Source organism: Arthrobacter sp. AG258 (assembly GCF_004364695.1).
GTDB lineage: Bacteria > Actinomycetota > Actinomycetes > Actinomycetales > Micrococcaceae > Arthrobacter.
On the sequence record NZ_SOBI01000007.1, the window covers coordinates 213,759 to 228,150 of the forward strand.

Below are 14,392 nucleotides of genomic sequence, written 5' to 3' on the forward strand. Positions count from 1 at the left end.
CAACCTTCTTTGAGGATTCTTTGGGGTAGCCGTGCAGGCTTAGGCGCGACGCTGGTTGATAGTGTGTGCTGCTTCCATTCCGCTTTCAATGGCTCCGTCGATGAAGCCACCCCAGCCGTTGGCGTAATCGGAACCTGCGAACAGCAGGGGCCCGTGTGGCTGCTGGAAACTGGGGAGGGATTCGGTGAGGAATCCCGTGCGGTGCATAGGCCAGGTCTGTCCCGAGAGGGGATCGCTGGTCCAGTCGTGGCTGGCGACGTCCAGGACCTCAAGGTCCGGCACAAGGAGGTCGACGGCGGCCTGGACCTGCTGGAGGTCGGTCGCATCGAGGCGGGCGGTGTCGGGGCCGAAGGCCACCAGGATGGTGTTGCCATCCTGGTCGTATTCCGCCTGAGCGTAGTTCAGGGGCCAGTCCGCGGCCCCGAGGGCAACGAAGGGCTTGACCTCGCCCTTGACGGTGATCCAGGCCTTAATGCCTTTGGAGACCTGGCCCTCGGTGATGGCCTGCTGCTCCGGAGCCGGCAGTGCGGGCTGGAAACCGATGGTTCCCAGAGCGCCGAGGGGCACGGTGCAGATCGCGTGTCCTGCCTCGAAGGTGTCGCCGGTGCTGGTGATAACGGACGCCTTGTCGCCGGCGTACTCGACTGCGGCGACCGTCGTTCCGAGCCGTACGTCAGTGCCCTCGGCGATGCTGTTGATCAGTTTGCCGGTGCCGCCTTGGATCTTGAACGTCGCGCAGGCTTCGAAGTTGACCATCCAGTCGCCGTTGGTCAGCGCCACCCACCGCAGGGCCTGGGTGAAGGCTGCGTGGTCAACGGGGCCGTTGAAGTTCAGTGCCCAGAACGATTCCAGGATGTCGCGGGAGTAGGGCGAGAGTCCGAGTTCGGTGAATTTCTCGGGCAGCGAGACATTATCAATACTTTTGATGTCCGGGCTGATGAACGGGCTGAACGGCTGCGGGAAGTAGGTTCGGGACTCGTTCATGAGTTTCCGGTTCGGTTCGTCGATATCGCCCAGCAACTGCTCCGGGGTGCCCTCGTGGCGCTCACCGCCGGCCCACCAGTAGGCCGTCTCAGGGACCGGGCTTTGTACGGTACCCAGCCCGTAACGCTTCATCTCGGACCAGACATAGGGCTGGGTCCAGTGCACCCATGTCCCGCCCATCTCTAAGGGACGGCCCAGTTGCTCGTCCAGCCAGGTGCGCCCTCCGATCCTGTCCCGTGCTTCGAGGACAACGACGGAGTGCCCGGCCTGGCGGAGCTCGCGGGCGGCGGTGAGACCAGCGAAGCCGGCACCGATGATGATGACGTCCGCTTGCTCCGCGGTTGGGTTGGTGTTAGTCACGTTCGGCTCTTTTGCTTTCAAAACGATTCTGGGAATTGATCAGCTGGCGGCTGTTGATCAGGAGTAGACAAAGAACTCGGTGGTGTCTTCAATGACGGTCCATCGGGTCTGGGTGCCCTTATTGAAGGAAGCCGCGCAGCCGGGACGAAGGTCGAAGCTTTCTCCGCCTTCAACTTCAATGTGGAGGTGGCCCTCAAGAATGTGGAGAGTCTCGTCGGCCTCGATCAGAAGATCGAAAGGCTCCGGAGCCTCTTCAGTAGTGACGTGCCAGAAACCGGCAGAGAGCGCAGGCCGGTCCCCGTCGCCCGGGCTGCGGACCCACTGGACCTGGCCCAGGATGAACGGCTCGTACTTCTGCGGATCAAAGGCGTCGTGGACGGTGAAGCCGGTGGTGGCCTGGGAAGTGGACATCGTTGTCTCCTCGAGAGAAAGAATAATTACTAAGCGCCCGCTTAGTTGTGCGCTCCATCACATCTAAGCACCTGCTGAGTGTCGACGTCAATAGACGCTCGGAGAACGATAGAATCAAGCCATGAACGGGGATAGGCACAAGGGGTATGGCACAGGCCGGGAGGCGCTGCTGGTTGCGACAGTGCACGTCGTGGCGCGCAAGGGCCTGAGAGGCCTGACCTTCCGCGCCGTGGCGGAGCAAGCGGGGGTCAACAACACCCTGGTGGCCCACCACTTCGGCACTCGGGACGCGCTGATCAAGGCAGCCCTCGATTGGTCGGTGCAGCAATCCATCGGACTGTCGCAACTGGAAGAACTCCCCGCGACGGAAGAAGAGTTTTGCGAAAGCATCCTCGCGCTGATCGCCGAAAATCCCGACCTGCAAATCTTCCAGTACGAGATGATCCTGGAATCACGGCGAAGGCCCGAACTCGCCGAGGCCGTGCAACAGTTGTACGCACGCTACGTTGCCGCGTTCGCAGAGGGTTTACGTCGAATCGGATTCGGTCAGGAGGAGGGTGCGGCCCAGGCTGCCTTCGCGGCACTGGATGGACTGGTGCTGCAGCTCCTGGCCGGCGTCGACCGGCAAGGCGTAGAAAGGTCAATCCGCTACCTCTGGGTGGCATTAGGCGGCCACATCACTGCCGGCGCGGTCAGCGGGGCTAACTAGCAGGATTCACTGCCGGAGCTGTATATCCATGTGCGCTACTGGCCACCGCTCCACCGCCGAGGGCGTAAGCCATTCCTCTTGTAGAACCACCTCATGCGTCAGGTAGCGTCGTGAAAACGCCGCCATTTATCGCCGAAGGTTACGTATTGGGGCCTAAGCTGACGCTTTTGGCACCGATTTCTGCCGTCAGGCTGGGTGTGTACTTCACCTGATACTGCTCAGCCACATCGTGCGACAGTGTTCGCGCTCCATGGGGGCTATTGCGTGAGTTAGTGACAGGCGCTACTCTGGTGGTCGGACATGTGACTGGTAGTGCAGGCAGGATCCAATGTAACGCTTTTCAAAAAGCGGTACGTTGGGTCCTTTTTTTGTGCCTGAACGACGAGGAAACGCATCGGTGCGTACGCGCATGGACTTGGAATCCAAAGGAGGACCCATGACAACCCAGGAGAACGCGAAAGCGATTTTGGAGCATGTCGGCGGCGACGCGAACATCACGAACCTGCACCACTGCTCAACGCGCCTACGCTTTAGCCTCGCCGACGACAGCAAGGCCGATGTGGCTGCACTCAAGGCGATTCCGGGCGTCCTTGGCGTCGTCAAGGGGTCGTCCCAAACCCAAGTCGTTGTCGGCGACCGGGTTGTTGACACCTTTGCGGCGATAGAGGCGCTTCGAGGACCGGGCGGCCAGCCAACTTCTCCATCTCAAAGGGCCCCATACAGCTGGAAGTCCCTGGGCGGTACCGTCATGGACTTTGTGGTCAGCGTATTCACCCCCATCATTCCGGCCATTGCGGGGTCCGGTATCTTCAAATCGTTGCTCGTTCTGGCATCTGCCCTGGGGTGGCTGGACGCTAAGAGCGATAGCTACAAACTGCTGGCCGTCATTCCTGATGCGGTCTTCGGGTTCATTCCCCTGCTGGTGGCGTATACCAGCGCCAGGAAACTGAAAGTCAACATACCTCTTGCCATCGGTCTCGTGGGCGTGATGGTCTACCCCGCCTTCACTGCATTGGCCACCAAGGAGGGCGGCGCCGCACTCTTCGGCCTTCCCGTACCGGTTGTGGCTTACACCGCCCAGGTATTTCCCGCCATCCTCACGGTCCTGCTGCTCGCCGTCATAGAGCCGCTCTTCACTAAGCTGGCGTGGGCTCCCATCCGGATCTTCTTCGTACCGATGATGTGCATCGTCATCGTTGCACCAGCGATGATCTTCCTGCTCGGGCCGCTTGGATTCTGGCTCGGAACGCTTCTCACCGGTGCTATGACCGGGCTGCACGGCTCACTGGGTTGGGTCGCCGTCGCACTGCTGGCAGGCGTGCTGCCCCTGATCATCTCCGTTGGGATGCACAAAGCCTTTATTCCTCCGACCATCGCAACGATCGCCGCGACCGGACGGGAATCGCTTTACCAGCCCGCCTCCCTGGCCCACAACCTCAGCGAGGCCGGCGCCGCCCTTGGCGTTGCCGTCCGCACCAAGAGTCCCGCGCTGCGTGCCACCGCTCTGTCTGGCGGAATCTCGGCACTTTTCGGTATCACTGAACCGGCCCTTTACGGCGTCACTCTTCAGAACCGCAGGGCTTTCATCGCCGTTGTCGCAGGGGCGGTGTCAGCCGGAGCCTACATGGGCATAATGCACGTGGCCGGTTTCGTCGCGGTTGGGCCAGGGCTCGCGAGCATCACATCCTTTATCGACGCCGACAACCCCCAGAACCTTCTGCATGCGGTCATTGGACTGCTGGTGGCCGTCGGGGTGTCCTTCGTGACGGCAGCTATCCTGTGGCGTGACGATGTGTCCGCAACCGTCCGCCAGTTCGGCGACGTGAAAGTTGAGACGCCTGAGGGAGCCCGCATCCTCAGCCCGCTCACGGGGGAGGCCATCGCGCTCTCGGAGGTGTCCGATCCGGTCTTCGCAACGGGCGTGCTGGGAGAGGGACTGGCCATCCGGCCCACTAACGGTGAGGTTCGCTCTCCCATCTCAGGGGTGGTGACGGCCCTTCTGGATTCGAAGCACGCAATCGGCATTCGCGGTGATGACGGTGTCGAGGTACTTATCCACGTCGGTATCGACACAGTTCGTCTTGGCGGCAGCGCGTTCGTTACCCACGTGTCAGTCCGTGAGAGGGTCGAAGCCGGGCAACTACTGCTCGAAGCAGACCTCGCCGCAATCACGAATGCGGGTTATGACACCACTACTCCCGTGGTCATAGTCAACTCTGCCCGCTTCGATGTCAGCCCCGTCGAACCACACGCCATTGCGGCCGGAGACCTGCTTCTGGTCGTCAACGAAAAAATCAAGGAGAAGATCGATGCCACTGCCTGAAACTTTCCGATGGGGCGGCGCCCTGGCAGCAAACCAGGTAGAGGGCGCCTGGCGCGAGGGGGGCCGCGGTCCGGCTGTCTCCGACGTCGCAACCTACAAACCTCACGCGGATCCCAAGGACTACGCCGTTCACCATCAGGTGACGGTGGAAGGCATCAACGCGGCGCTGGCCGACCAGAACGACCAGATGTATCCCAAACGGCGCGGCATAGATTTCTATCACCGGTACCCCGGCGACCTGGCATTATTCGCGGAAATGGGCTTCACCACGCTGCGGGTTTCTATTTCCTGGACCCGGCTCTTCCCAACGGGCGAAGAGGTTGAACCGCTGGCCGAAGGCGTCGCTTACTACAAGGCATTGTTCACTGAAATGCGGCGCCTGAACATCGAGCCTCTGGTGACTCTCTCGCATTATGATCCCCCGCTGGCACTGGCTCTGAAAAACAACTGCTGGGTTGAGCGCCGGACGATCGAACTTTTCGAGCGCTTTGCCCGGACCTGCTTCACAGAGTTTGGACACCTGGTCAAGCTCTGGCTCACCTTCAATGAGATCGACGGCATAACACGGCACCCGTTCACGTCGGGCGGCATCATTGACCAGACCGTTGAAGGCAGCCTGGATCAGGCCTGTTACACGGCTCTGCACCATCAGTTCATCGCCGCTGCGTCGGTGACCAGACTGCTGCGGGAGATCTCACCTGATGCCCAGATGGGCTGCATGCTGACCATGCTTGTGACCTACCCCAATACCTGCCGGCCGGAAGACGTGGCGGCGACCCAAGCCAAGGAACGGCTCCTTTACCTCTGCTCCGATGTCCAGGCAGGCGGCGGCTACCCCCGTCTGGCACTTCGTGCCCTCGAATTGCGGGGTGTGAAGATTCCTTTTGAGGATGGTGATGTGGAGTTGTTGGCCGAAAATACCATCGACTTCATATCGTTCAGCTACTACAACTCCATGACCGAGTCGGCAGACCCCAACGCGGAGCGCACGCCCGGAAACACCGTGCTCGGCGTGAAGAACCCCTTCCTGGGATCCACCGAGTGGGGGTGGCAAATCGACCCGATCGGACTAAGGATCGCGCTGATCGACCTCTACGACCGCTACGCAAAACCCCTGTTCATCGTCGAGAACGGTTTGGGAATGCGTGATGAACTCACGGAGGACGGCAGGATCCACGACCCGTACCGGATCGAGTACTTCCGGGCACACTTCCAGCAAATGATCCAGGCCATAGAGGAAGGGGTGGACCTCATGGGATACGTAAGCTGGGCGCCCATCGACCTGATCAGTTCATCAAGCTCACAGATATCAAAGCGCTACGGTTTCATCTACGTTGACCAGGACGATCTCGGCCGCGGAAGTGGTAAGAGATACAGGAAGGACTCGTTCTTCTGGTATCAAAAGGTCATCGCATCCAACGGGGCCGACTTGAGCTAGCACTGCTTCGAAGTTCTTGGCATCGTCAACGGAGACAAACACATGCAGATCATCACAAAGGTGCTCAACTCCAGCGTCCTGCTCGTCGAAGACGAACAGGGAGTTGAGCATGTTCTGCTCGGCAAGGGAATTGGTTACGGCCAAAAGGCAGGCACCTGGGTGGACGGGACGGGTGTCGACCGGGTCTTTGTGTCCCTTGACGATGCCAACCATCGAAACTTCGTTGAATTGCTTGGACAGGTCCCTGGCGAGTTCGCCGAGTTCACCCGGGCTATTGTTGCCGACGCGAAGGCCGAAGGCCTCGAACTGGACGAACACATCTACCTGTCGCTCACAGACCACCTCCACTTCGCCGTGGAGCGCCAAAGACGCGGACTTTTCGTTGTCAACCGGCTCGCCTGGGAGGTCCGGAACGTTTATCCGACGCAATACGCCGTGGGATCCCGCGCGGTTGAGAGGATGAATCAACAGGGCGGTTTCAACCTTCCTGACGACGAAGCGGCCAACATCGCGTTTCACATAGCCAACGCCGAACGGGGCAAAGCCGGACTTGATTCGATGCGGGTCGTCGAGCTCATCAGGGCGGTTTCGACCATCGTGTCGAACGTATCAGGGGTGAGCCTGGACCGTCAGGACCTCCATACGTCCCGCTTTATAACCCACCTTCAGTACATGGCTGAGCGGTTCTTCGCCTCCCGACTGCTTACCAGCGATGACGATTTCCTGTTCAACAGTCTCAGCGAGCGTTATCCGAAGGCAGTCTCCGCAGCCGAACGGGTGCGGACCTTTGTCGCTCAGAAGTACCACACAGACTTGCCCAACGAGGAAGTGGCTTTCCTCGCCTTGCACATCGCCAGGGCATCAAACGGATAAAAATGGCGCGGCACACCCTCGCCATCACGAAAGGCACCTCCATGACACAACGAACAGCAACGATAGCGTCCACCGCAGGCCTGCACGCGCGCCCGGCTGCGGTTTTCGCCAGGGCAGCAGCAGACTCCGCTCATGACGTATCCCTGAGTACCAACGGCCAGACCGTGGACGGCCACAGCCTCCTCTCCATCATCACCCTGGGCATAGCCCACGGGGACGAAGTCGTCATCGACGTAGCAGGCGAGGATGCAGGCAGGGTTGCGGACGAACTGGCTGCGCTCCTTTCCTCGGACCTGGACGCCCACTAGCTACACGGTCTGCTGACTCGGAATCCATCCCATCCGGTCGCACCACACAGGCAAAACAGAACGGTCTTCCTGTCCAGCGGGCAGGAAGACCGTTCTATTATTTGGTAACGCCCTCAGACGCCCGATTTCCGGGGAATCCGATTTACGATACAGCTGACAGGACTAGTTTCGATAGCGTCCAAAGCACGGGTGTGGGGACGCCCGCCTCCTGTCCGAGGCGCACTACAGCGCCGCCGATGTAGTCGATTTCGGTGCGTCGTCCGGCTTCCCGGTCCTGCAGCATGGACGTCTTATGGTCCTTATGACGGGTGAAAGCATTCTCAAGAGCTGACTCTACGCGGTCCCGCTGCAGTGTGACTCCCTTGGTCCGGGCGACCGCGGTGGTTTCATCCAAGACCCGATCAACAATGCGACGGGCTTCCGGACTTGAACCGATTTCCCCTACAGTTTGGCCGGTCACGGCACTGAGCGTGTTCAAAGCGGCATTGAAGGCGATTTTCTCCCAGATGGCCTGATGGATGGCCGGATCGGACGTGGCATTCAGGCGCGCCGTGTTGAGCCTGGCCGCCAGATCATCCGTTTCCCGTTCCAGGCCGCCGGTGAGCGGCCCGAGACGGACCTTCCCGCCGGAGCTTGTGCTGAGAAAGCCCGGCCGTTCCAGATCAGCCGGAAAGTCCGTGATCCCGATCCACGTTCTCTCCGCACCAAATTCCTTCGCCAGGATTTCTGCGTTGCCAAGCCCGTTCTGCAGGGTCAGCCCCATGCTCCGCTCATCGATGAGATGCCGGATGGATTCGATGGCCGCAGCGCTGTGGAACCCTTTGGTGAACACCACCACCAGCTCAAGGGGTTCGGCAAAGTCCTGCGCCGTGCCTGCCCTGGCTGGTGCATGTTCGGCCTGTCCGTCGGTGGTCAGGCTAATCCCGTGACGGTTCAAGGCTTCGATGGTCGTCGCTGAAGCATCGATGAACACAACATCGTTGCCGGCAAGCTGCAACCGGGCACCAAACAACTGGCCCATTGCCCCTGCGCCGAGAATTCCAATGGTCATTGGTATGGTCCTGTCGGTGTTAGAACGGGTACTGGCGGGGGCTGCTCTGGACACTGACCCAGTGGTCTGTGGTGAATTCCTGGATCGCCCACTCGCCGTTGAAGCGGCCGAGCCCGGAGCTCTTCTCTCCGCCGAAGGCAACGTGTGGTTCGTCGTTGACGGGGATGTCGTTGATGTGTGTCATGCCGGCTTTGATGCCCTTTGCGAAGGCAACTCCACGTTCGGGACTTCCGGTGAAGACCGCGCTCGAAAGCCCGAAGCTGCTGTCGTTGGCCAGTTGGAGCGCATGGTGTTCGTCCCGGGCCCGGAGGATGCCTACCAGCGGTCCGAAGATTTCCTCACGGGCTATCTCCATGTCGGGATTAACGTCCGCGAAGATGTGCGGGGGCAGGACGTTTCCGTTCACCTGCCCGTCGAGTACCGTGCGGGCACCCTGCTCTTGGGCGAGCCGGATCTTTTCCTGCAGCCCCTGAAGCTGTTTGCTGTTGATTACTGGCCCGATGATGGTGGCTGGATCAGCCGGGTTGCCCACGGGCAGGTTACGCACACGGGCAGCGAACTTCTCCACGAATTCATCATGGACTGCATCATCGACAATGATCCTGTTGATCGCCATGCAGATCTGTCCCTGGTGCAGGAACTTGCCCATCGCCGCGGCCCTGACCGCCTGGTCAATGTCTGCGTCTGCAAGCACCACGAAGGGGCTGTTGCCACCAAGTTCCAGCGCCACGTGCTTGAGATGTTCGCTGCTGGATGCCAGGCGTGCCACGTTCTGTCCCACCGGGGTGGAACCCGTGAACGAGATGAAGGACGGAACCGGATGTTCTACGAATGCATCACCGATTTCTGATCCTGCCCCGATGACGACGTTAAGGACCCCTGCCGGCAGGCCTGCTTCTTCGAAGACTTTCGCCAGTACGAGCCCGCCGGTGACCGGGGTGTCGCTGGCTGGCTTGATGACGACGGCGTTGCCCAAGGCCAAGGCGGGGGCGATGGACCGCTGCGTGAGGTGCAGTGGAAAGTTCCAGGGGCTGATGACGCCGACGACTCCCAGCGGCCGGCGGTAAACCCGGTTTTCTTTGCCGGCGGTGTTTGACTCAAGGATGCGCCCCTGGACCCGGTGCGGGAAGGAAGCTGATTCGATGGTGATGCCGATGGCCGCACCGAGCTCGATATTTGCCTTGAGGACAGTGCTGCCGGATTCGGCTATGAGCCAGGAGATGATTTCCTCGCGGCGGGTTTCCATTATCTGTGCCGCTTTCAGCATGACCTTTTGACGGGCGGCGGGGCTGGTGGCTGCCCACGCTTTGCCTGCTGCTTCCGCGCTGCTGAAGGCGTCGTCCAGGTCGCTGGTGTCTGCTTGCCGAAGCTCGAGCAGTTGTTCGCCGCTGAATGGGTTGGACACCTTCAACACCGACGGGGAGTTGCCAGCGCGCCACTGACCACCGATGAACTGGTTCCCGGTGATCCATGAAGTTTGATTGGGGGTTTCGCGCTCGATTTCTACAGTCATCTTTCACTCCTGATTGGATTGTTTGGTTTTGTCTCTAGTTGGTGCCTGCGTGGGTCGCGGCTGCTACCGGACCCGGCTGCGACGCATCTTTTTTGTGGGAGGTCCGCGTTGTGAAGACAAGGAGGACGGCAATGATGGCGACGATCCCAGGGGCGGCAAAGATGAAGAAGTTCTGCTCCGGTGGAAGATTCATCGCCAGCAGGCTTCCTCCAAGTACCGGCCCTGCGATTGCTCCCAAACGTCCCACGGCCGAGCACCAGCTGACACCCGTGGACCGGATGGCGGCCGGGTAGAAATCGGCGCCAAAGGCATGCACAACTGCCAGGGTGCCGACCGTGGTGGCTCCAGCCAAGAAGAGCAAGGCGTTGAGCAGGACGGGGGAGGGGTGCATGCCGAGGAGGAGAAGGGAGATGGCTGCGAGGGCGAAGAATGCCACCAGCACTTTCTTGTTGCCGAACCGGTCACCGAGCCAGCCCCCGGCGAGGGCGCCGGCGGTGGCCCCGATGTTGAGAACGACCAGGAACTGCAGGCTCGAGCCGAGGTCGAAGCCGCTGGCGATCATGATTTTCGGAAGCCAGGTGTTCAGGCCGTAAACCATGAGCATGCACATGCCGAAGGCGACCCAGATCATGGGCGTACCGAGTGCGCGTCCGGCCCGGAAAAGTGCCGCTGGAGATACGGATTCCCGCTCTTTGGCTGCAGGCAGTGACCAGTCAGCCGAGGACGCATCAACGGACGGGGCTGACCGGTTCAGCAGCTTGCGGGCCTCAGCGGCACGGCCGCGGTTCATGAGGAACGCCATGGATTCGGGCATGTGACGGTAGATCAGGGGAAGGATTAGCAGGGAGATGCCGCTGACAAAGAACACTGCCCTCCAGCCGAGCAGAGGGAGGATCCACATTGCAACAAGGGTGGCGATGATCGATCCGACCGAGTAGATGCTCAACATGATCGTGGTCAGGGTGTGCCGTTTAGCGGCAGGGGAAAGTTCATTCATAAGGGAAACGACGTTGGGGATGACGCCTCCCAGGAAGATGCCAGTGATGAAACGCAAGGCCCAGAAGACGTCCGGGTTAGGGGCAAAGCCTGTAGCGATCGCTGCGAGGGAGAACAGGAGGGTTCCGTGGACGATGATCGGGCGTCGTCCGACCCGGTCGGCAAGGGAACCCAGAACGAGGGCCCCACACATCATGCCCATCAGGGCGGCGCTTCCAAGCCATCCTGCCTGGTCCGGCCCGAGGTTCCACTCCTTCATCAGGGTCGGGAGTACGGAGCCGTAGACGATCAGGTCGTAGCCATCGAAGAACATGATGAACGAACAGCACAGAAGCAGGATCATGTGGAATTTGGTCAGCGGTGCTCCTGCCATGAGGGAGCCGGGGGTGGAGTGCGTCATTGCGATTCCTTACCTGGGGTTGGGAGGTATAGATGCCCGATGGCAGCCCGAATGGACTGCAGCAGGCGGTGAAAGGGTGGAGAGGGCCCCGCGGGGGTCCGTCGCAGCCGAGCCCAGGGAAGTGGGCACGGGCGCGGTAGGGTGTGGCGGTTTAGATACTCAGTCAGCAGTGATTCGCGTATCGATGAGGAACGGGCCCGTTCCTTCCAGGGCTTCCTTGTACGCCAGTACGAACTCTTCCCGGGTTTCACTTCTGATTGCTGGAACGCCGTAGCCTTCGGCGATGGCGACAAAGTCGATCCTGCCAAGTTGAAGGCCCGGCACATCGGGTACGCCCATGCGTTGTGCGAAGGCGGCCAAGGCCCCGTAGCTGGAGTTGTTGACGATGACGAAGACCGTGCGGGTCTGGCGTTGAGCGGCGGTGTACAGGGCGGTGATTCCGTAGTTGGCCGAACCATCGCCCACCGTGGCCACGACGGTCTTTGAGGGATCACCCAATGCCATGCCTACTGCTGCGGGGAGGCCGAAGCCGAGACCGCCTGAGGCGGGAAAGTGGTACATGCCCGGGCGGTCGATGGCGATGCGCTCAAGGTATTCGAGGTCGAGAGTTGTCGTCTCATTGACGTACGCAACGTCGGTGCGGGCGTTGGCGTTTAGTACTTCGAGGACCTCAGTGCCGGTCATACCATCCGGCGAGGTTTTGGCAGGTGGAAGGACGCGGGTACCGCGCGGTCCCCGCCGCCGGCCGCGGTCCTTGACGCTCTCGGAGAGAGTCCTGGCCGCCTCGGCTACGTCAGCGACGATCGCGCGGCCGTACGGCGCACGCGTTGCTTCACGGGGGTCCTGGGTGAGTTGGACCACCTGTGTTCCGGCAGTGAGGTAGTGTCCCGGCTCCCAACGGTGGTACCGGAAGACCGCCGCGCCCAGAACAAGAACCACATCGTGATCCGCCAGGCGCTCCCGCACGGAACAGATGCCCGGAACCAGGACACCGGCAAAGTTGGGGTGCGTAGTGGGGAAAGGACAGCGCGAGGGGGAAGGGGCGACGTAAACGGAAGCGTCGGTCTTCTCCGCGAGGGAGATAACGTCGTCGAAAACACCGGCGTCAAGGACCGCAGCTGCGTCTACTTGGGGACCAACGACGAGGGCGAGATTCTTTGCCCCATCCACGAGGGAGAGGAGTTCCTGGGTTAGTCCTGGTGTGAGGCCCCCTGCCGACGAGACGGAACGGGTGTTCAGCAGGACATCGTCTTCAAGGGCTGTCTCGGCCCAGTCGTCGAGCGGGACTGAGACGTACACCGGCCCGCAGGGCTGGGTGGACGTCTCAAAAATGGCCTGAGCCAACGTCCGCGGTACGTCAGCAGGGGAGAGGGGCTCGTGCGAGTACTTCACAAGCGGTGCCGGCAGCATGGCGGCATCCGCGCTGGCAAGCATCGTCTCCTGGCCCACAGTTCGCCGCACCTGCTGACCCGCGAGGATGACCATCGGCGTGTGCCCGTATCGAGCGTTCGTCAGGGCGCCCATGGCATTGCCGGACCCCGAAGCCGCGTGAAGATTGACCAAGGCTGGACGGCCGGTAGCCCGGGCATAGCCCTCCGCCATGCCGACAACCACCTGCTCGTGCAGGCCAAGGACAAAATCGAAGTCTTCGTTGAGGCCCGCCAGAAAGGGGAGCTCATTTGACCCGGGGTTCCCGAAGACGGTTGTCATGCCATGGGCACGGAAAACGTCCAGGCTGGATTCCAAAACAGTCTTCTTGCGGGTCACCGGCGTCCTCTTTCAATGTGTTGCGAAGCCCCAGCAGTAATTGGGACTCGGGATCTGCAGGAGGCCAACGCATAACATGCCGCCTCTTCGCCTAGTCCGAGTTTCGGTCCCGGGCCTCACTAGAAAGGCTAAGTGACATCAATCACCCAGGTCTAATAAAGATTCAGGCATGTATTCATAGGTGGTACCTATGGGTTTGCGACGCGGTCTCCGGACCTAAGTTCCTGTCAGGAGGCCTGCATTCTTTTGATCGCCCAGTCGACAAACCAGGATGTCGCCGATGAAGACCTGTCCAGCGCTGCATGCGCACGGACTGGGGCAGCGAACTCGTCGCTGGGCAAAGCCCTGACCTCAAGGCCCCATCGACTGATCCAGTCAGGCGTGACAACCTCCGGAACGAAAGCGACCAAGTCCGAGGCGGAAAGGATGCCAGGAATCGCTGAAAAGCCTGAAAGATACACAGAACCTGGTACCGGCGGCGGCAATAGTGACTGCATAAGGGCATGCCCTGTTGTCCCGCGCACAACGATTCGCGGAAGTACAGTCAGTTCCTCGAACGTTGGCTTCTCACCGGTGAATCGGTTGGGGCGGGAAACACAGACGTATCGATCCCAACGGATCACCGAGGTGAACAGCGACTCTGCAAGCAGGTTTGACGAAACGGCAAGGTCCAGTTGGCCCGAGGCAAGGTCCTGACCTGCCGTTTCTGTATTGAGGTTGGCTACATCGAGGCTGCAGTGTGGGGCTGCTGCAGCAAGACCGGATACCAGTGCCGGAAGGAAGACCGCTTGCCCCAGGTCAGTCAGAGCGATTCGAAACGTGGTCTGTGCCGTAGTGGGGTCAAAGCTCGTGAGTCTGTTAACTGCCGCATCGGCAAGCTTCGGTAGCGTGCCAATCTCCTCGTATAGCTGCAGTGCCGAGCGGGTAGGAGCGATTCCGCGCCCTTCCCGCCGGAACAGTGGCGCGCCCGTGAACCGGCTAAGCCTGTTTAGCCCCTGAGTAACGGATGGTTGGGAAATCTTCAGCCGCTCGGCGGCTCCCGTCACTGAGCCTTCTTCGATAACCGCCGCAAACACCCGGATAAGGTTCAAATCCACAAAGAACGCCTCTCCTTAGCCATAAGGGGCTCCAGGCTCAGAGTAGCAACCTGCTGCCGAAGCGCGAACACCGGGTTCTGCAGTCATTTGATCCATGGAGCCCCCGTCAATTTCTCACGTACAACTGGACTACGCCATGACTGCACCATTCGACTCACTCAG

General features: G+C 60.7%; 12 protein-coding genes. 5 read left to right on the forward strand and 7 right to left on the reverse strand.

Annotation, left to right across the window (positions count from 1 at the left end; all coding sequences use genetic code 11):
- Window positions 1-39: 39 nt before the first annotated feature.
- Both DFO47_RS16050 and DFO47_RS16055 read right to left on the reverse strand, forming a co-directional pair.
- Entirely contained in the window at window positions 40-1,344 is a 1,305-nt protein-coding gene (locus DFO47_RS16050) for an NAD(P)/FAD-dependent oxidoreductase (RefSeq protein WP_133832278.1), read from the reverse strand.
- A 57-nt stretch (window positions 1,345-1,401) separates the two neighbouring features.
- Window positions 1,402-1,755, reverse strand: coding sequence for a cupin domain-containing protein (locus DFO47_RS16055; RefSeq protein WP_133832279.1), 354 nt, complete (start codon window positions 1,753-1,755; stop codon window positions 1,402-1,404).
- 121 nt (window positions 1,756-1,876) lie between these two features.
- Between DFO47_RS16055 and DFO47_RS16060 the strand changes: the two genes are divergently transcribed.
- From DFO47_RS16060 to DFO47_RS16080, 5 genes are all read left to right on the forward strand, one after another.
- Window positions 1,877-2,464: a TetR/AcrR family transcriptional regulator gene (locus tag DFO47_RS16060; RefSeq protein ID WP_082581737.1), complete on the forward strand. Its 588-nt coding sequence runs from the start codon at window positions 1,877-1,879 to the stop codon at window positions 2,462-2,464.
- A 436-nt stretch (window positions 2,465-2,900) separates the two neighbouring features.
- Window positions 2,901-4,787, forward strand: a complete 1,887-nt coding sequence (locus tag DFO47_RS16065; protein WP_056391259.1) for a beta-glucoside-specific PTS transporter subunit IIABC — start codon at window positions 2,901-2,903, stop codon at window positions 4,785-4,787.
- The gene (locus DFO47_RS16070) at window positions 4,774-6,225 is read left to right on the forward strand and encodes a family 1 glycosylhydrolase (RefSeq protein ID WP_133832280.1); all 1,452 of its coding nucleotides are present in this window, start codon (window positions 4,774-4,776) and stop codon (window positions 6,223-6,225) included. The genes DFO47_RS16065 and DFO47_RS16070 overlap by 14 nt, the downstream gene beginning before the upstream one ends.
- A gap of 42 nt (window positions 6,226-6,267) precedes the next feature.
- Window positions 6,268-7,098, forward strand: coding sequence for a PRD domain-containing protein (locus tag DFO47_RS16075; protein ID WP_133832281.1), 831 nt, complete (start codon window positions 6,268-6,270; stop codon window positions 7,096-7,098).
- Window positions 7,099-7,139: 41 nt separating this feature from the next.
- On the forward strand, window positions 7,140-7,406 hold the full coding sequence (locus tag DFO47_RS16080) for an HPr family phosphocarrier protein (protein ID WP_056391300.1): 267 nt from the start codon (window positions 7,140-7,142) through the stop codon (window positions 7,404-7,406).
- A gap of 142 nt (window positions 7,407-7,548) precedes the next feature.
- On the opposite strand, the gene DFO47_RS16085 is transcribed toward DFO47_RS16080, so the two are convergent.
- The 5 genes from DFO47_RS16085 to DFO47_RS16105 all read right to left on the reverse strand — a co-directional run bounded on the left by DFO47_RS16085 (window position 7,549) and on the right by DFO47_RS16105 (window position 14,230).
- Window positions 7,549-8,457 carry a 2-dehydropantoate 2-reductase gene (locus DFO47_RS16085; RefSeq protein ID WP_056391271.1) on the reverse strand — a complete coding sequence of 303 codons (909 nt, stop codon included), beginning with the start codon at window positions 8,455-8,457 and terminating at the stop codon, window positions 7,549-7,551.
- 19 nt (window positions 8,458-8,476) lie between these two features.
- On the reverse strand, window positions 8,477-9,970 hold the full coding sequence (locus DFO47_RS16090; RefSeq protein ID WP_082581738.1) for an aldehyde dehydrogenase family protein: 1,494 nt from the start codon (window positions 9,968-9,970) through the stop codon (window positions 8,477-8,479).
- Between the two features lie 34 nt (window positions 9,971-10,004).
- A complete protein-coding gene (locus DFO47_RS16095) occupies window positions 10,005-11,366 on the reverse strand; it encodes an aromatic acid/H+ symport family MFS transporter (RefSeq protein ID WP_056391274.1) in 1,362 nt (453 codons plus the stop codon).
- Between the two features lie 159 nt (window positions 11,367-11,525).
- The gene (gene mdlC, locus DFO47_RS16100) at window positions 11,526-13,112 is read right to left on the reverse strand and encodes a benzoylformate decarboxylase (RefSeq protein ID WP_243835505.1); all 1,587 of its coding nucleotides are present in this window, start codon (window positions 13,110-13,112) and stop codon (window positions 11,526-11,528) included.
- A 248-nt stretch (window positions 13,113-13,360) separates the two neighbouring features.
- Window positions 13,361-14,230 carry a LysR family transcriptional regulator gene (locus DFO47_RS16105; RefSeq protein ID WP_133832282.1) on the reverse strand — a complete coding sequence of 290 codons (870 nt, stop codon included), beginning with the start codon at window positions 14,228-14,230 and terminating at the stop codon, window positions 13,361-13,363.
- Between the last annotated feature and the right edge of the window lie 162 nt (window positions 14,231-14,392).

What these genes read in the sequence shown, in the direction of transcription:
- DFO47_RS16060 (WP_082581737.1), top strand. Translation starts at nt 1,877, where the DNA reads ATGAACGGGGATAGGCACAAGGGGTATGGCACAGGCCGGGAGGCGCTG.
- DFO47_RS16055 (WP_133832279.1), bottom strand. Translation starts at nt 1,755, where the DNA reads ATGTCCACTTCCCAGGCCACCACCGGCTTCACCGTCCACGACGCCTTT.
- DFO47_RS16095 (WP_056391274.1), bottom strand. Translation starts at nt 11,366, where the DNA reads ATGACGCACTCCACCCCCGGCTCCCTCATGGCAGGAGCACCGCTGACC.
- DFO47_RS16080 (WP_056391300.1), top strand. Translation starts at nt 7,140, where the DNA reads ATGACACAACGAACAGCAACGATAGCGTCCACCGCAGGCCTGCACGCG.
- DFO47_RS16075 (WP_133832281.1), top strand. Translation starts at nt 6,268, where the DNA reads ATGCAGATCATCACAAAGGTGCTCAACTCCAGCGTCCTGCTCGTCGAA.
- DFO47_RS16070 (WP_133832280.1), top strand. Translation starts at nt 4,774, where the DNA reads ATGCCACTGCCTGAAACTTTCCGATGGGGCGGCGCCCTGGCAGCAAAC.
- DFO47_RS16085 (WP_056391271.1), bottom strand. Translation starts at nt 8,457, where the DNA reads ATGACCATTGGAATTCTCGGCGCAGGGGCAATGGGCCAGTTGTTTGGT.
- DFO47_RS16065 (WP_056391259.1), top strand. Translation starts at nt 2,901, where the DNA reads ATGACAACCCAGGAGAACGCGAAAGCGATTTTGGAGCATGTCGGCGGC.
- DFO47_RS16090 (WP_082581738.1), bottom strand. Translation starts at nt 9,970, where the DNA reads ATGACTGTAGAAATCGAGCGCGAAACCCCCAATCAAACTTCATGGATC.